The sequence below is a fragment of the Capnocytophaga canis genome (assembly GCF_043187445.1).
Classification (GTDB): domain Bacteria; phylum Bacteroidota; class Bacteroidia; order Flavobacteriales; family Flavobacteriaceae; genus Capnocytophaga; species Capnocytophaga canis.
The window spans coordinates 1,382,738-1,404,735 of record NZ_CP171121.1 but is presented as its reverse complement, the minus strand read 5'-3'; the positions used below and the strand labels follow the sequence as shown (position 1 = coordinate 1,404,735).

Here is a 21,998-nt window from a genome sequence, read left to right as displayed (position 1 = left end):
TACTTTTGTGGCTTTATTTCCGATAAATTTACATTATGGGAAGTTCTTCTGAATTAACCGCTCAAAAATAAAACTATGACCTCTAACTTTATATTTCTACGAGAAGACCATAATTTACTATACAATATCGCCTATTTATCTGAAAAAAATCTCTATTCCGACCCCAATACTTGTATGTTCAAACTTCGGCAGTTTAGCGAGGTGATGATTAATGAAATTTATCAGATTGAGCATATTCAGTTGCCGTATGAGGGAAATCAGGCTACTAAAATCAATACGCTCAAAAAAGAAGGCATTATAGAGCCTATCATTGCCGATCTTTTTCATCAACTTCGACTCAAAGGAAATGATGCTGTACATTCGGTGTACGCCTCGCAAGAAGCCGCCGAAACTTTGCTTAGAATGGCTTACCAATTGGCTCGTTGGTTTGCTTTGTCGTATGGCGAGGGTACCAAAGGGCATTCAGAATTTGTATTGCCTGAAAAAAATACCATTTCCGTAGAAGATTTGAAAGCGGAAAAAGAAGCCCAAGAAAAACAGATTGAGACCCTTCAAAAGCAATTATTTGAACTCCAAAAACAAAAAGATTATTTAGAAGAAAGCCAATCCAAAGAATTTCTGTCGGCACAAAAAGAACGCGTGAAACAATCGAAAAAATACGCGAGTCAGCTCAATCTTTCTGAAGAGGAAACGCGAAAAATCATTGACGCTCAACTGCAAGAAGCGGGTTGGCAAGCCGATTCTATCCACCTTAAATATTCCCAAGGCACTCGCCCTGAAAAAGGAAAAAATATTGCCATTGCCGAATTTCCCACCGATAAAGGCAACGCCGATTACGCCCTATTTGCAGGTTTGAAATTAGTCGGAATTGTAGAAGCCAAACCCGAATACAAAGATATTTCCGCCATCATCGCCAATCAGTGTAAGGATTACGCAACACACATCAAATCAGAACATTCTGAATACATTATTTCTCAATGGGGAGCTTATCAAGTGCCTTTTGTCTTTGCTACCAACGGCAGAAAATATTTAAAGCAATTAGAAACCAAATCGGGTATTTGGTTTTTGGACACGCGTAGAAACGATAATATTCCCAAGGCGTTACAAAGTTGGAAAAGTCCGCAAGGTTTATTGGAAGATTTGGAAAAAGACATCGAAAAAGCGAACCAAAAACTCGCCGAAACGCCTTACGATTTATTGAGAGACAAAGACGGACTCAACTTGCGTGAGTACCAAATAAGAGCCGTAGAAACCACTGAAAGAGAATTACTTAAAGGCAAACAATCCATCTTACTTTCAATGGCGACAGGCACAGGGAAAACGCGTACCATTTTGGCGATGATGTATCGTTTTTTGAAAACCCAACGCTTCAAACGCATTTTGTTTTTGGTGGATAGAACCTCGCTTGGCGAACAAGCACACGATGTATTCAAAGAAGTGCGATTGGAGGATTTGCAAACTTTGGATAACATTTACAATATCAAAGGCTTGGAAGACAAAAACATCGAGCGAGAAACCAAAATTCATTTGAGTACGGTACAGGCGATGGTCAAACGGATTTTGTACAACGAAGGCGAATATATCCCGTCAGTTTCCGATTATGATTTGATTATCATCGACGAAGCCCATCGAGGCTATACCCTTGATAAAGAGATGGCAGACGATGAATTGGAGTTCCGCAATCAGGACGATTTTATCAGCAAATACCGAAGCGTAATTGATTATTTCGATGCCGTGAAAATCGCCGTTACTGCCACTCCTGCCCTCCATACCACCGAAATTTTCGGAAAACCCGTGTTTGAATACTCGTATCGTGAGGCGGTTTTGGACGGATTTTTAGTGGATTATAATCTTCCACACCAAATCATTACGCAGTTGCGAAAAGAAGGCATTCATTACCAAAAAGGAGATACCATTCAAATTTTTGACCCTGAAAAAAATGAAATTACCGATTTTTCAGAAATTGAAGACGAACTTGATTTTGACATCGAACAATTTAATAAAAAAATCATTGTAGAAGATTTTAACCGAGTGGTACTCAACGAAATTGCCCAAGACCTCGACCCCGAAGGACAAGGAAAAACGCTGATTTTTGCCGTAGATGACCAACACGCCGACCTCATCGTAAAAATTCTCAAAGAAATTTACGCCGAGCAAGGCATTGATAATGATGCGGTGAAGAAAATCACAGGAAGCATTGGCGATAAAAAACGCGTTTCGGAAGCCATCAAGCAATTCAAGAACGAAAGATATCCGAACATTGCCATTACGGTGGATTTACTTACCGCAGGAATTGATGTACCTGAAATCACCTCGTTGGTGTTTTTACGCCGTGTGAAATCAAGGATTTTGTTTGAACAAATGTTAGGGAGAGCCACGCGTCTTTGTCCGAAAATCAACAAAGAAAATTTTGAAATTTACGACCCTGTAGGCGTTTTTGAAAGCATTGTAGATTTTACAAAAATGACGCCCGTAGCTGCCAATCCGTCCGCCTCTTTTGAGGATATTATCGATGGAATTAACCACAACGGCGAAACTTCTTCGGTGAAAAAATATGTAAATCAGCTCATCGGACGATTGCAAAGACGAGTAAAAAATATTGTAAAACAAGATGAAGATTATTTCCTTAATTTACAGAAAATAACACCACAAGAGTTTATCCGAGAACTGAAAGAACAACCCATTGATGAGGTAAAAACTTTTATCCAAAACCATAGAAAAGCCATTGAATTCTTGTTTCATTCCAAATCAAAATCAAATCATTACAAAATCATCAGCGATAAAACCGACCAAGTTGCCGAACGCTACCAAGGATACGGCGGAACGGAACAACGCCCCGAGGATTATATCGAAGCCTTCAGAACTTTTATCACAGAAAATCAAAACCGAATAGCCGCTCTCAACATCCTTTGCACCCGACCGAAAGAGCTGACACGCAACGAACTGAAAAGCCTCCGATTGGAAATGGAGCAGGAGGGCTATTCCATCAAGGAAATCAACCACGCTTGGAACAAAGCCAAAAATGTGGACATCACCACGGATATTATCGGCATCGTTCGTACTTTGGCGTTGGGCAGTGCTTTGGTAGATTATTCCGTTCGCTTGGAAAATGCGTTCAAAAAACTCAAAACCCATCGTCAATTCACGAAAATTGAAGAAAAATGGCTCGATCGCATCGAAAAATACCTCATCAAAGAACAATTTATCGACCACGAAAGTTTTAACACGGGAGCATTCAAAAACGAAGGTGGCTACGAAAAAATCAACAAAGCTTTTAAAAATCAGTTAGATGAAATTGTAGATGAGTTGAAGGAGTATCTTTTTGTTGTTTAATGGTTAATTGTTAATGATTAATGTTCAATGTTTAATGATTAAAGAAAATATCGTAGAGTAAAAAGGATTTGTAAATTTGTGGGTAGTTAAAAAGAATTTGTATAATGGAAGATAAAAAAGTTTTTAAAATACTGAGTATAGATGGAGGAGGTATAAAAGGACTATACTCTGCAAAAATATTGGAAAGGTTTGAAAAAAAGTTTAATTGTAAAACATCTGATTGTTTTGATATGATTTGTGGAACATCTACAGGTGGATTGATTGCATTGGCATTAACAAGCTATATTTCAGCAGAAGATATTTGTAAATTTTACGAAGAAAAAGGAGAGAAAATTTTCCCGCAATCTAAAAAATTCCCAATTTCTCTCTTAGGAATGAAAAGTAGGAGGGATATTAAACAAATATTTTGGAAAGGAAAATATTCTAATAAAGGTTTAAAAGCCGCTTTGGAGGAAATTTTTGGAAATAAAAAAATAGGAGAAGCTAATAATTTACTGTGCATTCCAAGTTATTCTGTGACTCAAGCACAAACTAAGGTTTTTAAATTTGATCATAAGGAAGGTAATTTATCAAGAGATAATGGATTGAAAATGATAGATGTTGCTTTAGCTACTTCTGCTGCTCCCACATTTTTGCCTATGGCAGAGTTAAAATGTTTTAATAATGAGCAATTTATAGATGGAGGTGTTTGGGCTAATAATCCCACTATGGTTGGGCTATTAGAGGCATTAGATTATTTTGTTGGAGATGGAAAAGAATATGATAGTGTTAAAATCTTATCCTTGAGTAGTTTAAATTTAACAGGCGGGAATCCAATGGGATTGAAAAACGAAAGAGCATTTGTCAATTGGAAAGATGAATTATTCGAAACTTCTATGAATGGACAATCTTTCTTTACTCATTTTTTTCTTTCAAAAATAAAGAAAATTTCAGATATTAAAATAGGCTATTTGAGAATTCCGTCTATTGAGATTTCTAAAAAACAAGAAGCTGATATACAATTAGATGTTGCAAATATAAAAGCTTATAACTTGATGAAAAATATGGCAAATAAACAGGCTGATATTTTTGAAAAAAAATCAGAAATAAAATATTATTTTACAACTAAAAAAACATATATAACAAATGGCTAATTTACATTCCACATTTTTAGAGTTTGATGATATCATCAAACTAGAACAGAACAAAAAAGAATCACTAAGAAAATCCAGAAACTCTATTAGAGATGATATAAGAGATTATTTTGAAAAAAATAGAGATAAACATTCTGTAAATTTTAAAGGTCAAGGTTCTTTTATGATGAATACAACTATTCAACCTATATCAAATGAATACGATTTGGATGATGGTGTTTATATTTTTGGAAAAGAGGAAGATAGACCATCTCCTCAAACTGCTCATAATTGGATATATGAAGCAGTAAAAGATAGAACTAAAACTGATCCAAAAGATAAAAACACTTGTGTAAGAGTAATTTACAAAGGAGATTATCATATTGATTTACCTATCTATTATATGGTAGAAAAATCAGATGACGAATATTCGTTAGATGGAGAAATACCTGAATTAGCACATTTATCAAAAGGATGGGTTGAGAGTGACCCCTATGCTTTTAAAAAATGGTTTGACGGACAAGCAAAAGGAAAACCTCAATTAAAAAGAATCGTTAGGTATTTAAAAGCTTGGTCAGATAAAAAAAATAATGATAATTCGTCATTAAGATTTCCAAGTGGTATGATTTTTACGATTCTAGCGTCAAATAATTTTGTTACAGATGAAAGAGACGATGTCTCTCTACTTGAAACACTAAAAGCTATCCAAAAAGAAATAGATGACACTCGTTTCCCTTGGTCAGCTAGTTACGCTTGCTATCGTCCAACCCCCAATGAAGATGAAAATCTATTAGATAAATATTCTGCTCCAACGACTAAAAAATCTTTTTTAGATGCATTAGGTTCATTTATCAAGTCGGGTGAACAAGCTATCAATTTGACTAATAAGAAAGATGCTTGTGCAAAATGGCAAAAACATTTAGGGGATCGTTTTCCTTGTAAAGCAATCAAAGAAGAAGATTCTAGTTCAGAGGCGAAAACATTTTCAAGTCCTGATCAAATAAAATATGATAATAAATCAGCATAAAAAATGATTCAAAAGGTTTGTGATATTATTTCTAAAACAGAAACAGCTAATATTGTATATACGAAAGATTTAAAAGGGAATGAAAAACTAAAAAAATACAAACAAGTGATTTCTGTTGAAACTGAATTATCCTTAAATGATGGATTAAGGATAATTCAGTTGTATGTAGTAGTCAAAGAACCGATATCAGTTTATTTGCCAAAGATTTACATAGATGAATATTCTTATGAAGATATAAAATATATTCCCCATATCAATGAAGATTTAAGTATATGTATTATAGACGAAAACAGCAATTTTCTTATTGAAGAAGATAAATATGCGGAGTTTATTATAGAATTACTTGGTGATGCGAAAAAGATAATCAGAGGAATTGATGATGTTGAATACATAAATAAAGAGTTTGAAAGAGAGTTCCAAGCCTATTGGGATATTGCATACTCTAAGAGAGACAAAACGAAAGTATTAGGATTAAGTTTAATCAATGTAGAAGGATTTAATAACTTAAAAGGAATTCGATTTATTGATAAGTTTAGTGCCTATGATTTTTTAGTTTATAACGACGAAGATAAGTTTCAATTATTTGATAAGTATTTAAAAATAAAACAAATAAAGTATGTTGAAATCGAAGTCTTTCAGATAGATTATAAAAATGTTATACCTCCTTTCGATTTTTCATTAAAGCATTCAGTAGATTTATTAACAAAAAATGAAGAGTTTAGAAAAAGAATTAACAAGCTATCATATAATGATTTTATTGTTGTTTTTAAAAACAACTACAATGAGCTTTTTGGTTGGAGATATCCTTTCATAAACAAAATAACAAATGGATATAGAATAAAAACAAATTGGCAATATCTACATTCTGAGTTAGCTCAAAATAATAATGTTGAACGGATATCTTTTTCAAATATTTCTCCTAAAAGATTAGATTTTAGAACGAGTGGAAAGGAAGTTGAAAGAAGTATAAAAATAGGAATTGTAGGATTAGGTAGTGTAGGTTCTAATTTATTATTTTATTTGCTTAAATATCCTATTTCCGATTTTTGTCTTATAGATCCTGATATATTGAAGGTTGAGAATGTTTTCAGAAACAAATTTGGATTCAATTATATAAATAATCCTAAGGTAAATATTGCTAAATATGAAATTTTATCTAAAAATCCTTTTACAAATGTATTGAGTTTTAACAGAGATGTTATTGATGTCTTCAAAAGTAATCCTGCGGTTTTAGAACAATTTGATTATCGATTTATTATTGTTGGTGTTTCAAGGATTGAAGAATATATACTTAATCATCTGGTGGATATAGAATCTACTAAACCAATAATTTTGATTTGGGTGGAACCATATCTTGCTAGTGGTCAATTTGTTTTTCTGCAACCAGAAGATTTTGAAAAAGGGAAAGATTTGTTGAAAAATTATCCTTATCATATATTGAAGAGTGGGGAAGATTTATCTATGAGAGAAGGCTCTTGCCAAACGGGATATATGCCATATTCCGATTTGTATTTAAATATGTTTTTAAGTGCGATAAACAGTATTTTGCATAAAATCATATTGAAAGATGAAGTTAATAAATCGACTATTTTTACTTGGATAGGGGATATTGATTACATCAAAAATATTAATTTAGAGTTAGTTCGTGAATATACATTGAAAGATAGTTTTAAAATTATAGAAAATGGAATTTGAAGTAAATGAAACACAGTTTAAAATTGATAATTCTGTTTTTAAAATCTTTAAAAAGTATATACAAGATGATAATAAAAAAGAAGAATCAGGTGGAGTATTAGTAGGTAAAGTTTATGATAACCATATTGAAATTTTGGATTGTTCAGAACCCACGAAATTCGATAAGAGATCAAGATATGATTTTAATAGATCATTCAAATCAGCACAAGAGTTTATAGATATGAAATTTAAAAGTTCTCAAGGAAAAGAAATATATTTGGGAGAATGGCACACCCATCCCGAAAATAATCCGAAGCCTTCTATGCCTGATTTGAAAAATTTTGAGAAATCACTAAAAAATAATATATTAAATTCTAATACTCATTTTATGATAATTGTAGGTATCACATCAATCTATATTGGGGTATATGTTGATAAAAAACAAGTAGATAATTTGAGTATTAGTAATGAGATAGTCTATATGAAAGTAAATTTCTAATAAATATCTATTTATCCAAAAATTTAACAAACACATCAAACCTTAAATACAATAAATACAATTAACCATTAATAATTAACAATTACCCCCGTGAACAACCAAGAAATCGTATCGAAGCTGTGGGCTTTATGTAATGTATTAAGAGATGATGGCATTACCTATCATCAGTATGTAACGGAACTGACTTACATTCTGTTCCTAAAAATGGCAAAGGAAACCAACACAGAAAAGGAAATTCCCGAGCAGTATCGTTGGGACAAACTCGTAAAACAGGACGGAATCAATCTGAAAAAGTTTTACAAAGAACTCTTGGAGCATCTGGGCGAGGAATGCACAGGACGCGTACGCGAAATTTATGCAGGGGCAAAATCCAACATCGAAGAACCGAAAAACCTTGAAAAAATCATCAAAACCATTGATGAATTGGATTGGTATTCGGCTAAGGAAGAAGGATTGGGCAACTTGTACGAAGGACTTTTGGAGAAAAATGCCAACGAAAAGAAATCGGGAGCAGGGCAATATTTCACCCCGCGTGTGCTGATTGATGTCATTACGGAGTTGATTAATCCCAAAGCGGGCGAACGCTGCAACGACCCTGCCTGCGGAACTTTCGGTTTTATGATTGCTGCCGACCGACACATCAAAAAGCAAACCGATGACCTTTTTGATTTATCGGAAGAGGAGCAACTTTTCCAAGAAAACGAGGCGTTTACAGGGGGCGAACTCGTACACGAAACGCACCGTTTGGCACTGATGAATGCAATGCTCCACGACATCAAGGGCGATATAAAACTGGGCGATACGCTCTCTTCCGAAGGAAAAAAAATGACAGGTTTTGATGTGGTGCTGACCAATCCGCCGTTTGGTACAAAAAAAGGAGGCGAAAGAGCCACGCGAGACGATTTAACCTTTCCGACTTCCAACAAACAGCTCAATTTCTTGCAACACATCTACCGAAGTTTGAATGTAAATGGTCGTGCGGGGGTGGTATTGCCTGATAATGTTTTGTTTGTGGACAACGACGGCGAAAAAATCCGTAAAGACTTGATGGACAAGTGCAATTTGCACACCATTTTGCGTCTTCCGACAGGGATTTTCTATGCTCAAGGCGTGAAAACCAATGTACTATTTTTCACCAAAGGTAAAATCGAAAAAAACAATACCAAAGAAGTTTGGCTTTACGACCTGCGAAGCAATATGCCAAATTTTGGGAAAACCAATCCTTTGAAATACGAACATTTTCAGGAGTTTATCGAATGCTATTGCGAAGACGATTTCAGCAAGCGAAAAGAAACCTATTCGGCTGAAAATCCAAAAGGACGATGGCGAAAATACACCATCGAAGAAATTATGGCACGCGATAAAACTAGCTTGGACATCTCTTGGCTCAAACAAGGCGAAGAAACCGAAGACATTCCCCTTGATGAACTGCTCGAAAACATCGAAGAAAAAGCTAATAAAATTATGAACGCCGTGGAAAAACTGAAATTAATGATTAATGGTTAATTGTTAATTGAAAATTAAAAACATTCATCAAAAAAAATGAATAAAAAATTACAAATACGAAATAGTACGGCAGAATTTTTAATATTCACATCACAATATCAAAAAGATGGTATTGAAGTGAGATTTGAAAAAGAAACAATATGGCTTTCTCAAAAATTGATGGCTATTTTGTTTGATTGTAGTACAGATAATATATCTCTTCATCTTAAAAATATCTTCAAATCAGGAGAATTGGAAGAAAAATCAGTTACCGAGGATTTCTCGACAACTGCCTCTGATGGGAAAAATTATAAAACCAAACACTACAATCTTGATGCTGTAATTTCTGTAGGTTATCGTGTCAATTCTACAAAAGCTACACAGTTTAGGCAGTGGGCTACCGCTGTACTAAGAGATTTTGCTGTGCGTGGCTATGTATTAGATAAAGAACGACTGAAAAATGGATCATTTTTAAATCAAGATTATTTTGATAATTTAATTGCCGAAATAAGAGAAATACGGGCAAGTGAAAGGCGTTTTTATCAAAAAATTACTGATATCTATGCCACTGCCATAGATTATTCGGTAGATTCTGAATTTACTAAAACATTTTTTGCCTCGGTTCAAAACAAATTGCATTTTGCCATTCACGGACATACAGCCGCTGAGGTTATTGTAGAAAGAGCCAATAATGAAAAAGAAAATATGGGACTTACTTCGTGGAAAAATGCTCCTGATGGGAAAATCATCAAAACAGATGTTTCAATTGCTAAAAATTATCTCACAGAAAAAGAATTAAAGCAATTAGAGCGTTTTGTTACAATGTATTTAGACTATGCAGAAACTCAAGCAGAACAAAATATTCCGATGACAATGCAAGATTGGTCAGAAAAACTCAATGTTTTTCTGCAATTCAATCAAAAAGAAATTTTGCAAGACACAGGAAAAGTGACCAATGCCATAGCCAAAGCGTTTGCAGAACAAGAATTTGAAAAATTCCGCATTAAACAAGATCAAAATTATTTATCGGATTTTGATAAACATATTTTGGAGTAATGGTTCATTGTTAATGATTTATAATAGATGTTATGAGTAAAGAACTGACAAATACTACGGAATATCGCGAGATACTGAGCCAAGCCATTAGCCAAATTCACACCACACGCACCATTATTGCTCAGCAGGTAAATAGTGCTGCCAATTCGGTGTATTGGAATTTGGGAAAAATCTTATCGGAAAGGCAATTGGCAGAAGGCTATGGCAGTGCCGTGGTGAAACAACTCTCAGTTGATTTAAAAAACGAATTTCCTGATATGGGATTTTCGCCACGAAACTTATGGGATATGAAACGCTTCTATGAGCGTTATTATCAGGCAGATGAAAAACTGCGACGCTCTGTCGCAGTTTTGCCTTGGGGACATAATTTACTGCTTTTAAGTAAGGTAGAATCCTTAGAAGCTGTGGCATTTTACGCTAATGAAGTGATTACAAAAGGATGGTCGAGAGATTTGTTGCTCAATGCTATAAAAATGGACACCTATACACATACAACAAAACAATTGCCTACCAACAATTTTGCTACCACACTTCCTAAAATAAGTGCCGAATATGCCAATGAAGTATTTAAAAGCTCCTACAATTTAGCATTTTTAGGAATTACCGAACCCATAAAAGAGCAAGAATTAGAAAAAAGATTGACCGAAAAAATTCGTTCTTTTATATTAGAATTAGGCAAAGGGTTTTCGTTTATAGGCAATCAATATCGATTGGAATACAACCAAAAGGAATATTTTGTAGATATGCTTTTTTTCCATAGAGGATTGCAATCTTTGGTAGCGATAGAGCTAAAAATAGGAAGTTTCAGACCCGAATATGTAGGGAAAATGAATTTTTATCTTTCTCTTTTAGATAGATTAGAAAAAGGCGAAAACGAAAATCCTTCCATTGGCATTATCCTTTGTGCAGATAAAGACCATCTGGATGTGGAAATAGCCTTGCAAGACATTACCAAGCCCATAGGCGTTTCGGACTATCAATTTTTATTGCCAAAAGAAGACTTACAACATTTGGTAATGAATGAAATGAAAAATAATGGTTAATGATTAAATGAACAATTAAAAAAGGTTATGGAACAACAAAATATCATCATTTACAAGACCCAAGACGGTAAGGCTAAATTAGCACTTTATGCCCGAGATGGTTCGGTGTGGATGAATCAAAGTCAAATTGCAGAACTTTTTGACACCTCTAAGCAAACAATAAGTTATCATATACTTAACATATTGGAAGAAAATGAATTAAATGAAAATTCAGTTGTCAAAAATTATTTGACAACTGCTTCTGACGGAAAAAATTATGAGGTAACTTTTTATAGTTTAGATATGATTTTAGCTATCGGCTTTCGAGTGCGAAGCAAACGCGGTACGCAGTTCCGACAATGGGCAAACCGAAACCTCAAAGAATATTTAATAAAAGGTTTTGTGATGGATGATGACCGACTGAAAAATCCTGATGAACGCCCCGATTATTTTGATGAATTATTGGCTCGTATTCGCGATATTCGTGCCTCTGAAAAACGATTTTACCAAAAAGTGCGTGATTTGTTTAAATTGAGCAACGATTATGATAAAACCGATAAATCTACGCAAATGTTTTTTGCCGAAACCCAAAACAAGCTCCTTTATGCCGTAACACACCAAACCACAGCCGAAATTGTGGTAAGCCGAGCCAATACCGAAAAACCCAATATGGGGCTTACCTCTTGGAAAGGAAGTATCGTGCGAAAAGGAGATATTTTCACGGCGAAAAACAGTCGATGCTGAGCAAGCCGATTTGGAAGACCTCAAACAAATAGAACTATTGGAAAAACAAGTAAAAAACAACAAATAATTTATTAATGGTTAATTATAAATGATGAATTAACTATTTACAATTAATAATTAGCAATTTAGAAAAGTGAACACCCAGCAGCTCAGACAAAAAATACTTGACCTTGCCATTCGTGGGCAACTTGTACCGCAAGACGGAAAAGATGAACTAGCATCGGTATTATTGGAAAAAATCCGTGCAGAAAAACAACAACTCATCGAACAGAAAAAAATAAAAAAAGATAAAAAATCATCTTATATAACTTCTGAAAAATCCCCTTATCGGAAGTACACCGAACACTTCGCTGATGGCACTACCAAAGACATTACCGAAGAAATTCCTTTTGATATTCCCGAAAATTGGGCGTGGTGCAATCTTGAACAAATTTGTGAATTTATAACGGACGGAACCCATCAAACCCCAAAATATTCAGAATCTGGATACATATTTCTTTCTTCAAAAAATGTTACGACAGGAAAAATCAATTGGGAGGATGTAAAATATGTGGGAGAAGAATTACATAACATTTTATATAAAAGAATAGCTCCTAAATTGGATGATATTCTTTTGGCTAAAAACGGGACAACAGGAATAGCAGCGATAGTAGATAGAGATATTATTTTTGATATATATGTAAGTTTAGCGATTTTGAGACCTTTTAATAAATACATAAATTCTAAATATTTACTGCATATTATAAATAGTAGCACTACTAAAAGTCAATTTGATAAAGGGTTAAAAGGAATAGGTGTGCCAAATTTACATTTGGAGCAAATTAGAAAAGTCCTCATTCCCCTTCCTCCCCTTTCCGAACAAAAAAGAATCGTTGCCAAAGTAGAAGAATTGTTAGCCTTGGTAGAGGATTTGGAAACCAACAAAACCGACCTAAAAAGCACCATTCAACAAACCAAAGCCAAAGTATTGGATATGGCAATTCGTGGAGAGCTTGTACCACAAAATCCTGACGATGAACCTGCTTCGGTACTTTTAGAACGCATCAGAAACGAGCAACAATCTGCAAAATCTAAAAAGAAAAATACGGTACATAATACACACTATGACAATGATAAATTGTTAGTGGTTAATGATGAATTACCCTTTGAAATCCCTGAAAATTGGGCGTGGTGTAGGTTGGGGGAGATTGGGGAAGTTATTATGGGACAATCACCTAAAAGTGAAAATATTTCAGGAAAAGGAAATTTAGAGTTTCATCAAGGAAAAATATTTTTTACTTCCAAGTATATTAAACCTTCAAACTTTTATACAAATGAAATAACAAAAGTTGCACCTGCAAATAGTGTTTTAATTTGTGTGAGAGCTCCGGTAGGCGAAGTAAATATTACTAATAGAAGGTTATGTATAGGTAGAGGTCTATGCTGTATAGTTCCATTACAGAGAATGAGTGAAAAATTTATATATTATTGGACTAAAACACTAAAACGAAAGTTTATTCAAAAAGCTACAGGTTCTACATTTTCCTCTATATCAATGGATGTGATAAAAAATGAAATCGTTCCTCTCCCGCCCCTTTCCGAGCAGAAAAGAATTGTTCAGAAAATAGAGGAAATTTTCACAGAATTAGATAATATTGAGGAAAATCTAACTTAATGATGAATGGTTAATTATCAATTCATCATCAATAATTAACCATTGATTTCTACCAAGTTACGATTTTATCTACAATTTGTTGCTGTTCTGTGGAAGTTCTGCGGAGATAAATTCGGGTAGTTTCTATGCTTTCGTGCCCCATAAGGTCGGCAAGAAAGGCAATATCGTTGAACTTGTCCAAGAAATTCTTAGCAAAACGATGCCGAAACGAATGCGGATAAATCACTTTAGGGTTCAGTTCATATTTTTCGGCAAAATATTTCAGTTGCCCCGCAATACCTCGGGTAGTAATTTTGTTTCCGAACTTATTTAGGAAGATGTATCCCGAAGAGATGTCTTTTTCTTTGAGCCATTTTTGAGCCTCGTTTCTGAGTTTTTTTGGAATATAAAGCCTTCTGATTTTGCCTCCTTTGGTGTATAAATCCAAATATCCTAGTGCAATATGCTCCGCTTTGATTTGTGTGAGTTCGCTCACCCTTGCCCCCGTAGCTCCTAAGAACCACACCACAAAATACCAATCTTGGTAGCCGTCTTTTTTCAGTTGTTCTTTCAGGAAAAGATAATCAGCATTGCTGATAACATTTTCCAAAAAGTTTTTCTGCTGAACCCTTACAAATTTCATTTTCAGGCGGTCTTTCTTCTTAAACTCTAAAAATTTGTTGATGGCTTGCAGACGAAGATTGACCGTTTGAGGTTTGAAATGCTCTATGAGATACCCTTTGTACGCTTGTAAATTTTCCTTATTCAGCGTTTGATAATTCCTTTGGAAATACTCAACTGTCCAAACATACGAGCTCATCGTATTAGGAGATAGCTCCTGCTTTGCCAAAAAGGCTTCAAATTGTTTTTGCATATTTCTATTATTTTAAAATGAATAGAAAACATAAACAATTCTTGATTATCAATTATACATAATCATTTACAATTAACTTAAAATTTCTTCCAATTCATCTAAAACCGAAAATATATGCTCGATTTTTTCCACAATTCGCCGTTGTTCTGCTAATGGTGGGAGGGGAAAGAGAATTTTTCCAAATTCTGTCCCTGATAACTCTTTAAAAGTTGTCCCTGATGCTTTCAGAGAAATATTCTCTTTTTCTGCTAATAAAAAATAATAAATATAATGTTCTGAATTCTCAATATATGGAGAAATAGATTTAAATCCTTGATTTGTTGAAACTTCCTTTTCAGAAATAGCAACATAACCTATTGGAGCCCTACTCGAAAACAAAACACTTCCTCTACGAATTATTTTTGCTGAAGAATTTTCTAAACCTTCCATCGAAATATTTCTTTTTCCACGACTAATGTATTTTTCTTTGTAATTGCTTAAATCAGCGGGAGTTATCCAAGAAACGTCACCATTCCAATAATTTTCATTCGATGTTTGAGGAGTCCCTCCACTTATAACTTCCCCAATTTCTCCCAACCTACACCATACCCAATTTTCAGGGATTTCAAAAGGAGCTTCCTCCTCATAGTGTGTATTATGTGCCGTGTTTCTTTTTTTAGATTTTGCAGATTGTTGTTCATTTTTGACGCGTTCTAAAAGCACCGAAGCGGGCTCATCGTCAGGGTTTTGTGGCACGAGTTGCCCACGAATTGCCATATCCAACACCTTGGCTTTGGCTTTTTGAATGGTGCTTCTTAGGTCGGTTTTGTTGGTTTCCAACTCCTCTACCAAAACTAGCAATTCTTCTACTTTGGCAACGATTCTTTTTTGTTCAGCAAGGGGTGGGAGGGGGAAGAATAATCCTTTTAGTGAAGCTAAATATATTCCTTTTTGAGCAGTTCCTTTACTATTATTAATCATTGTGTTATATAAAAAATCTGTCTGCAACATATAATGAATATATTCAGAATTTACCATAACTGGTTTAATTACAGCAACACTTCTCTGTAAAGCAAATTTTTTATCGGATTTAACAACGGCTGTTCTTCCTATCGTTCCTACAATAGTTAATAAAACATCATCTATTTCAATTTCTGTTCTTTTGTTTTCAAATTCCCATTCTTCTTCTAAAACCCAACGAGAACTTGTATCATAATTAATTTTATCATCAAAAATATTGGTTGCACTTAGCATAGGAATTCCACTATATCGATTTGGAGGAGGATTATGAGAACCATCTGTTATTTTAGAAGAAATTTCCCCCAATCTACACCACGCCCAATTTTCAGGGATACTGAAAGGTATTTCTTCGGTAATGTCTTTGGTAGTGCCATCAGCGAAGTGTTCGGTGTACTTCCGATAAGGGGATATATCCTAAGAGATTCTGATGTATTATGAAAATTTAAAGTTTTCAATCATAGTCTTTTATTTACAGTTTTAAAAGTAGTTAGGTCACGATTTAGTAAACTAACTTTGTTTGTATCTGCCATATTACGTTACATATTAATTTTTAATATTTTTTAAAAGATAAAGTAAATGTCTTATTATGAGTAAATTATATTTTTATGTTTACTTTTTTGATTTAATTCTTACTTGAAAAAAACATCAATTCACAATTAATTCCTATCTTTGCTCAAACTAAATATTCATCAATATGTATTCAACGTTCCTTCAGGTTCATTCCCTTTTTGCGTATGTTGTTTTAGCAACAGTTTTGATAGCAACTATCAATGCAGCAATAGGTTTTTTTGTTAAACGTGAGTATGGCTCTAAAGATTTGAGAATAGGGCTTTTTGCGTTGATTTTTTCACATCTCCAGTTGCTTTTAGGATTAATTCTGTACGTAGTAACTCCCTTAATCGAAAATTGGAAAGCTGGTGGTGTTATGAAAAATTCGTACATACGCCAACTATTATTGGAGCACCCGATGATGGTTATCATTGGAGTTGTGTTCATTACCATTGGGTGGTCATTACACAAAAAACAGAAAACAAGCAATCGAGCTTTTGGTAAAATAGCTCTTTTCTATGCGTTAGGGCTTGTCTGCTTTTTGTCAAGAATTCCTTGGAGTAAGTGGTTAGCTTAGTATAAATAATTTACGAAAGATTAAGAAAAAACTATCCGAAAAAGAGTGGTTTTTCAGATAGTTTTTCTTTATTCCTTATGGAAAACGGTTGTCGTGCCTCTTTGTTTTATTATAAATTGATATTCGTTGGGGACGAATTCTATTTCGATATTGGCAGGTTGAAAAGTAAATATATCTTTTGTTTTTTCAGTTAGCGGAAAAGCTAATTGTCCTGTAGCTTGAGCCATTAACTGTCCGTCTTTCTTGAATATGGTTATTTTCAGAGGTGTCTCGGCAGAGGTATAAACTCCTTCATAGCCTACTTCTATGTTTTTGTCTGATATTTTTTTTGTGAAATCGGGAATTTTAAAATCTTTGCCGAAAACAGCACTAAGTGCCGCTATATCAATGTCATTAGCAGTCATAGTTATTCCGTTTAAAACTCTCGCATAAGCTATCTTCGTTTCGGGGAAATATATCATAACAGACACGAATTTATCGATACCTCCCGAATGTCCATATCCTGTATGCTCATAAAACGGATAGGTAAATAGTCCTAATCCAAAGCCTCTTTCTATAGTTTGCATCTGTTTCAGGCTTTCTTTTGAGAGTAATTTTCCGTCAAATAGAGATTCGGCAAATGTTATCAAATCAGTGGGAGTAGAAATCAAAGCTCCTGCTCCTGAAACAAATGATAGGTGTGTTTCAGGTTCTTTAACCCATTCTTTTACGAATTGATACGACGTAGCTTCACCGTCATTAGTTTTAGCTTCGCCGCCCAAGTATGTGTTTTTCAACTTCAATGGTTTTACAATTTCAGACTCAATGATTAATGCCAATGGTTTTTTGTAGATCTCTTCTAAAATATAACTCAATAATACGTAGTTAGAGTTGCTATATTCCGTTCTACTGCCTGGTGTAAAAGCAGGTTCAAACAAAGCAATTCTTTCTAACATATGCTCTTTTGTCTGTTGTGTGGTATGCCAATTGAAATAATCTTCAGCCGATGTGAAATTGAAAATACCGCTTTGATGTGAAAGTAATTGTCGGATGGTTATGATATTTGCGTTAGGTATGTTCGGAAAGAAGTCAGACAAACGTTGCTCTATAGCTAATTTCTTATTTTCAATAGCTTTAAGAACTAATACGGAAGTGAATGTTTTAGTGATAGATCCAACTCGATAACGCGTATAGTTCGTTGCTTTCTGTTGTGTGTTGACATTAGCAAGACCTATGGATCTTTCGTAAATAATTTTACTATTTTTAGAAATAGCAAAACTTCCCATTGCCTTGTTATGTTGCTCCAAAGTTGTTAGGTAAGTATCCAACTTTTGTTTGTTGAATTGCTGTGCTACTGTGATTTGGCAAACAAATAGCAGAAAAATCTTTAATGGTGTTTTCATTTCCTTTTGAATTTTATTCCGTTAGTATTTAAATATGAAATTTGTTACAAAAATTGGATGATTATGAATGTAATTTATTTACAACTAATGTTTTACTAAAAATTCGGCTCTGTTTCATTTTTGAAACAAAGCCGAAAATTATTATAAAAATACAAATATATTTAGAATGAAACCGTTACTCCAGCCAAGAAATTTCTTTCGGCTTGTGGATAAAAACCTGTGGCTTCAATGGTTTTGATAACTCCAACCGTAGTCCAATCATCATCGTAAGTGTAATAATATCCATTAGAAATATATTCCTCATTGAGGATATTATTAACCAATAAGCTAAAGGTTACAGATTTTGCCCATTTTTTCATTGGAATTTGGTAATTTATGCTGAGGTCATTGATCAAATAAGAATTTAATTTTGATTTATCAGCATCCGTGTTACTCATAAATTGTTCTCCAACGTATTTGCTGAATAAGCTTAATTGTAGTCCTTCCAAAGGGTTGAATGTTAATCCATTTCCAGCCACTATGTTTGGCGAATATGAAATATTCGTATTTCCCAAATTCACTAACTTTCCGTCAAAGTTGGTGTAAAAATCAATATTTTTGTTTTGGCTAAGCGTTACTGACGGTTGAATTTGCCATTTTCCGAGTTTTACAACCGCGTCAATTTCTACGCCCAATCGATAGCTTTTTCCACTATTTTCACGCACTGGAGCTCCTACATCGTTCAAAGCTCCTGTTAGTACCAATTGGTCTTGATATTGCATGTAGTATCCATTGATATTCAATGCTATATTTTCAGATTTGAATCGCCATCCTCCTTCAAAATCGTTTAGTTTTTCTGGGCGTGGATTGCCGTTTTCGTAGTCGTCACGATTCGGTTCGCGTTGAGCTTTCGCATACGAAATGTATAGTTGATTTTGAGTGTTTAATGAATATGTTACGCCTGCCTTCGGATTGAAAAAATCAAACGAGTCATTTACCAAACCTGTATCCTCACTGTTAGCTTTGTAATTTACGTTTCTAAGTTGCAAATCTCCAAAGAAAATCCATTTGCCAATAGAGTAAGTCGCTTTTAAAAAATTGTTTGCCTCTGTTTTAATAGCATCATCGCGGTAGTATTCCTGCTTGAAATTATATTTTGCAGGTTTTCTAACCCATAGAATCTCTCCAAAGTGATCGCCCACGTAACGATTGGCACTACTTCCGAAGGTAAAATCTAAATTTTTATTTTTGTAGTTCAATGAAAACACTGCTCCGTAAAAATCGTTATCCAAATATTTTCTGCGAATTAAATCTGATTTTGAAGATGTTACGCCTCCTGACTCAATTGGCTTGATGCCATGTTTGGATAGTTTTTGGTCTTTTTTATAGTTTTCATAATATCCGAAACCTTTGGTGTAGTGCAACGCAAAATTAGTGTTCCACATATTACTCCAACGTTGATTCCAATGTAGCTGAGCGTGATCCTGTTTGTAGTTGTCGGTTTCGTTATCATAGAAAACAGTGTTTCCGTTGTTGTCCTTATGTTTCCCTGAAGGATTGTAACGGCGACCGTATTTTTTCATTTCCTCTTCATCAACGCCATTCCACGCCTGATAGGTTTTTTCGTTTCCACCAAATACCAATCCTTTGATAAGAGTTCCTTTATCAACAAAGGCTCCTTGTAAGAAGTAAGAATTTAATTTTGAGGAAGCACGATCAATATATCCATCAGAATATAATTTTGACAAACGTCCTGAAAGTTCAAAGGTGTTATTCATCAACCCTGTAGAGAATTTCGCTGTGTGCTTTTGAGTGTTGTAGCTTCCGTAAGAAGTTGATAGTAAAGCATTTGATTCATAAGAAGATGCGTCTGTAAGCATGTTCAAACTTGCTCCAAACGCTCCTGAACCGTTGGTGGACGTGCCAACTCCACGTTGTAATTGAATGTTTTCTACGCTGGATGCAAAATCTGGCATATTCACCCAAAACGTGCCGTGTGACTCCGAGTCGTTGTAGGGTATGCCGTTGATAGTTACGTTCACACGTGTAGCGTCACTTCCTCTAACTCGTATTCCAGTGTACCCTACGCCATTACCTGCATCACTGGTAGTTACTACCGAAGGCATAAAATTAAGTAAAATAGGAATGTCTTGTCCTAAATTGCGTTTAGCTAACTCTTTTTTGTTGATAGAAGAAAATGCAATAGGCGTTTTTCTGTCAGCCCGGACAGCAGAAACTAAAACCTCATCCAATTGGATTACATCCTGATTGATAGAATCTTTTTCAGACTCAATTGTTTGAGCATAAGCCGAAGTAATAAGGCTCATCGCTCCCATAAAAAATAATTTTTTCATCAGTAAAATGAAATTTTTACAAAATAAAAGAGGTAATTATTTTATGGAATGAATAAAAAAAGCTTGTTTCTGCTACCCAAAAAGCAAAAACAAGCCACTTATTATTGACTTCGTTTCCTTAGACTGCATTACCAGCCCAAGTTCTATGGGTATAATCTCAGCCGCAAACGCAGCACCCCTTTGAGACGGTCGCAAAAGTATAAAAAAAAGTTAATATATACAACAGAGGTTGTGATTAGCGTTTGGTCAACAGCATCAGTGATTGGCGTATAGTAGTTAATTCTAATTGCTTTCTTCCAATTAAAAAAAACATTTTCTTTGTAACAAATTTGATTTACCAAATACTAACCAAACAGAAATCAAAAAAAGATGAAGGCATTAGAAAAAGAATTTTTGGAACGGGTGCAGAAGCACAAGAGTGTACTTTTCAAAATTGCCAAGATGTATATGAATGACCCTGACGACCAAAAAGATCTGTTCCAAGAAATTACGTATCAGCTCTGGAAATCCTACCCAACTTTCCAAGAAAAGAGTTCTTTTTCCACGTGGATGTATCGCGTGGCTTTGAATACTGCCATCGTATTTTTGAAATCAGAAAAAAAACGAGGATTTATTTCCAATAACGAAAATTGGGAACAAATCAAAATTGTTGAGGAAGATTCCTCTGAAAAAGAACAACAAATAAAACAATTGTATGAAGCTATACAAAAACTAAATCCAATTGATAAAGCTCTTATTTTCTATTACTTAGAAGATTATTCTGGCAGAGAAATAGCAATGCAACTGGGGATTTCTGAAGGAAATGTCCGTGTGAAACTCAACCGAGCTAAGGCTAAACTTACCGAATTGGTCAATAAATCTTAATTAAATATCTAATACCTTTTAAAAATGAATATTGAAAACATTAAAAACCTTTGGAGCGAAGAAAAAGTAAGTCAAACTCCTGAAATTTCTATTGAAAAACAACAACAATTGCGTACACCTTTGGAGAAAATCCGGGCTAATATGGAAAAAGAATTTTGGTTTTCCGTATTCACATTAGCCGTAGTTGCAGGATTACTCTTCCTCTGTGAAACCTCAGAACAATTGTTCGTTTTTGGCGGATTGTATCTTATTTTAATATTAATTACAGCCTACTATTTCCGTAAGTTTTATTCGCTTTACAAAAGAATCAACACTCAGAGCTTCAGTACGTATCACAATTTATTGAACCTCAGATATGAATTGGTTTTAAACACGGAATTGTACAAATCGTACTACATTTCCTCCATCCCGATAGCTTTCTGTTTTTATTGGGCAATGAGTCCTACATTTTTAAATGGTAATATCCCTCATCTGATGTTGGTAGCTTGTTGTATGGTTGTTTTTGTTATAGCATTGTATATTATTGGAAAAATGTGGCTCAAGGAAATGTACGGAAAATACATTGTTGAAATTTCAGATTTAGTAACCTCAATGAGCGATGAAAATGATGAATTTCAATTCGGTAGAGACTCATTGAATTCCGAAATAAGTTATATTTGGTACACATTGAGCAGGGGGTATTTCGAAAAAAAATTTGGTAAGGCGGGGAAAATAATTAATGGTATCCTTTGGGTATCGCTAATCTTGTTAGCCTTATTTATCGCGAGCTTTTGCGTAGGTTTTATTATTGGTTTTGCAGTAGCCTGGTGGGAAGGATAGTCCCACCAAGCATCTC

At 34.5% G+C, this 21,998-nt stretch carries 16 protein-coding genes, 1 pseudogene and 1 riboswitch; of the genes and pseudogenes, 13 read left to right on the top strand and 4 right to left on the bottom strand.

Features of this window, described 5'->3' with window-relative positions:
• The first annotated feature begins 75 nt into the window (after positions 1–75).
• The 10 genes and pseudogenes from hsdR (at position 76) to ACF3OB_RS05885 (ending at position 13,606) form a co-directional block, all read left to right on the top strand.
• The gene (hsdR, locus tag ACF3OB_RS05930; protein ID WP_392447035.1) at positions 76–3,333 is read left to right on the top strand and encodes a type I restriction-modification system endonuclease; all 3,258 of its coding nucleotides are present in this window, start codon (positions 76–78) and stop codon (positions 3,331–3,333) included.
• Positions 3,334–3,437: 104 nt separating this feature from the next.
• Positions 3,438–4,466, top strand: a complete 1,029-nt coding sequence (locus ACF3OB_RS05925) for a CBASS cGAMP-activated phospholipase (RefSeq protein WP_392447034.1) — start codon at positions 3,438–3,440, stop codon at positions 4,464–4,466.
• Positions 4,459–5,472: a CBASS cGAMP synthase gene (locus tag ACF3OB_RS05920; protein WP_392447032.1), complete on the top strand. Its 1,014-nt coding sequence runs from the start codon at positions 4,459–4,461 to the stop codon at positions 5,470–5,472. The genes ACF3OB_RS05925 and ACF3OB_RS05920 overlap by 8 nt, the downstream gene beginning before the upstream one ends.
• Before the next feature lie 3 nt (positions 5,473–5,475).
• Positions 5,476–7,167 carry a ThiF family adenylyltransferase gene (locus ACF3OB_RS05915; RefSeq protein WP_392447030.1) on the top strand — a complete coding sequence of 564 codons (1,692 nt, stop codon included), beginning with the start codon at positions 5,476–5,478 and terminating at the stop codon, positions 7,165–7,167.
• Positions 7,157–7,645 carry a Mov34/MPN/PAD-1 family protein gene (locus ACF3OB_RS05910; protein ID WP_392447028.1) on the top strand — a complete coding sequence of 163 codons (489 nt, stop codon included), beginning with the start codon at positions 7,157–7,159 and terminating at the stop codon, positions 7,643–7,645. Before ACF3OB_RS05915 ends, ACF3OB_RS05910 begins: the two co-directional genes overlap by 11 nt.
• A gap of 90 nt (positions 7,646–7,735) precedes the next feature.
• A complete protein-coding gene (locus ACF3OB_RS05905) occupies positions 7,736–9,151 on the top strand; it encodes an N-6 DNA methylase (protein WP_392447026.1) in 1,416 nt (471 codons plus the stop codon).
• A gap of 36 nt (positions 9,152–9,187) precedes the next feature.
• Positions 9,188–10,186, top strand: coding sequence for a virulence RhuM family protein (locus tag ACF3OB_RS05900; protein ID WP_172919284.1), 999 nt, complete (start codon positions 9,188–9,190; stop codon positions 10,184–10,186).
• 32 nt (positions 10,187–10,218) lie between these two features.
• Complete coding sequence (locus ACF3OB_RS05895; protein ID WP_392447023.1) at positions 10,219–11,229, top strand: YhcG family protein; 1,011 nt, start codon at positions 10,219–10,221, stop codon at positions 11,227–11,229.
• Between the two features lie 27 nt (positions 11,230–11,256).
• Positions 11,257–11,940: pseudogene (rhuM, locus tag ACF3OB_RS05890) on the top strand (RhuM family protein); the annotation flags it as partial.
• A 145-nt stretch (positions 11,941–12,085) separates the two neighbouring features.
• On the top strand, positions 12,086–13,606 hold the full coding sequence (locus ACF3OB_RS05885; RefSeq protein WP_392447022.1) for a restriction endonuclease subunit S: 1,521 nt from the start codon (positions 12,086–12,088) through the stop codon (positions 13,604–13,606).
• A gap of 49 nt (positions 13,607–13,655) precedes the next feature.
• Here the strand turns inward: ACF3OB_RS05885 and ACF3OB_RS05880 are convergent, their stop codons facing one another.
• Together ACF3OB_RS05880 and ACF3OB_RS05875 are read right to left on the bottom strand one after the other, a co-directional pair.
• On the bottom strand, positions 13,656–14,459 hold the full coding sequence (locus tag ACF3OB_RS05880; RefSeq protein ID WP_042348350.1) for a tyrosine-type recombinase/integrase: 804 nt from the start codon (positions 14,457–14,459) through the stop codon (positions 13,656–13,658).
• Positions 14,460–14,531: 72 nt separating this feature from the next.
• Entirely contained in the window at positions 14,532–15,791 is a 1,260-nt protein-coding gene (locus tag ACF3OB_RS05875) for a restriction endonuclease subunit S (protein WP_392448759.1), read from the bottom strand.
• Between the two features lie 361 nt (positions 15,792–16,152).
• On the opposite strand from ACF3OB_RS05875, the gene ACF3OB_RS05870 reads away from it, so the two are divergent.
• Positions 16,153–16,584 (top strand): hypothetical protein, encoded by a 432-nt coding sequence (locus tag ACF3OB_RS05870; protein WP_042005449.1) that lies wholly within the window; start codon positions 16,153–16,155, stop codon positions 16,582–16,584.
• Between the two features lie 68 nt (positions 16,585–16,652).
• Here ACF3OB_RS05870 and ACF3OB_RS05865 read toward each other — a convergent pair whose 3' ends face one another.
• Both ACF3OB_RS05865 and ACF3OB_RS05860 read right to left on the bottom strand, forming a co-directional pair.
• A complete protein-coding gene (locus tag ACF3OB_RS05865) occupies positions 16,653–17,966 on the bottom strand; it encodes a serine hydrolase (RefSeq protein ID WP_172919282.1) in 1,314 nt (437 codons plus the stop codon).
• A gap of 161 nt (positions 17,967–18,127) precedes the next feature.
• Complete coding sequence (locus ACF3OB_RS05860) at positions 18,128–20,299, bottom strand: TonB-dependent receptor (protein ID WP_172913957.1); 2,172 nt, start codon at positions 20,297–20,299, stop codon at positions 18,128–18,130.
• A gap of 97 nt (positions 20,300–20,396) precedes the next feature.
• Positions 20,397–20,489, bottom strand: a riboswitch (TPP riboswitch).
• Between the two features lie 179 nt (positions 20,490–20,668).
• Between ACF3OB_RS05860 and ACF3OB_RS05855 the strand changes: the two genes are divergently transcribed.
• Both ACF3OB_RS05855 and ACF3OB_RS05850 read left to right on the top strand, forming a co-directional pair.
• Positions 20,669–21,163: an RNA polymerase sigma factor gene (locus ACF3OB_RS05855; protein WP_172913958.1), complete on the top strand. Its 495-nt coding sequence runs from the start codon at positions 20,669–20,671 to the stop codon at positions 21,161–21,163.
• Positions 21,164–21,187: 24 nt separating this feature from the next.
• Positions 21,188–21,982, top strand: a complete 795-nt coding sequence (locus ACF3OB_RS05850) for a hypothetical protein (RefSeq protein WP_042344655.1) — start codon at positions 21,188–21,190, stop codon at positions 21,980–21,982.
• The last annotated feature ends 16 nt before the right edge of the window (positions 21,983–21,998 follow it).

Coding starts and splice junctions, on each gene's coding strand:
- hsdR (WP_392447035.1), top strand. CDS start 76: ATGACCTCTAACTTTATATTTCTACGAGAAGACCATAATTTACTATAC.
- ACF3OB_RS05925 (WP_392447034.1), top strand. CDS start 3,438: ATGGAAGATAAAAAAGTTTTTAAAATACTGAGTATAGATGGAGGAGGT.
- ACF3OB_RS05920 (WP_392447032.1), top strand. CDS start 4,459: ATGGCTAATTTACATTCCACATTTTTAGAGTTTGATGATATCATCAAA.
- ACF3OB_RS05915 (WP_392447030.1), top strand. CDS start 5,476: ATGATTCAAAAGGTTTGTGATATTATTTCTAAAACAGAAACAGCTAAT.
- ACF3OB_RS05910 (WP_392447028.1), top strand. CDS start 7,157: ATGGAATTTGAAGTAAATGAAACACAGTTTAAAATTGATAATTCTGTT.
- ACF3OB_RS05900 (WP_172919284.1), top strand. CDS start 9,188: ATGAATAAAAAATTACAAATACGAAATAGTACGGCAGAATTTTTAATA.
- ACF3OB_RS05895 (WP_392447023.1), top strand. CDS start 10,219: ATGAGTAAAGAACTGACAAATACTACGGAATATCGCGAGATACTGAGC.
- ACF3OB_RS05880 (WP_042348350.1), bottom strand. CDS start 14,459: ATGCAAAAACAATTTGAAGCCTTTTTGGCAAAGCAGGAGCTATCTCCT.
- ACF3OB_RS05870 (WP_042005449.1), top strand. CDS start 16,153: ATGTATTCAACGTTCCTTCAGGTTCATTCCCTTTTTGCGTATGTTGTT.
- ACF3OB_RS05865 (WP_172919282.1), bottom strand. CDS start 17,966: ATGAAAACACCATTAAAGATTTTTCTGCTATTTGTTTGCCAAATCACA.
- ACF3OB_RS05860 (WP_172913957.1), bottom strand. CDS start 20,299: ATGAAAAAATTATTTTTTATGGGAGCGATGAGCCTTATTACTTCGGCT.
- ACF3OB_RS05855 (WP_172913958.1), top strand. CDS start 20,669: ATGAAGGCATTAGAAAAAGAATTTTTGGAACGGGTGCAGAAGCACAAG.
- ACF3OB_RS05850 (WP_042344655.1), top strand. CDS start 21,188: ATGAATATTGAAAACATTAAAAACCTTTGGAGCGAAGAAAAAGTAAGT.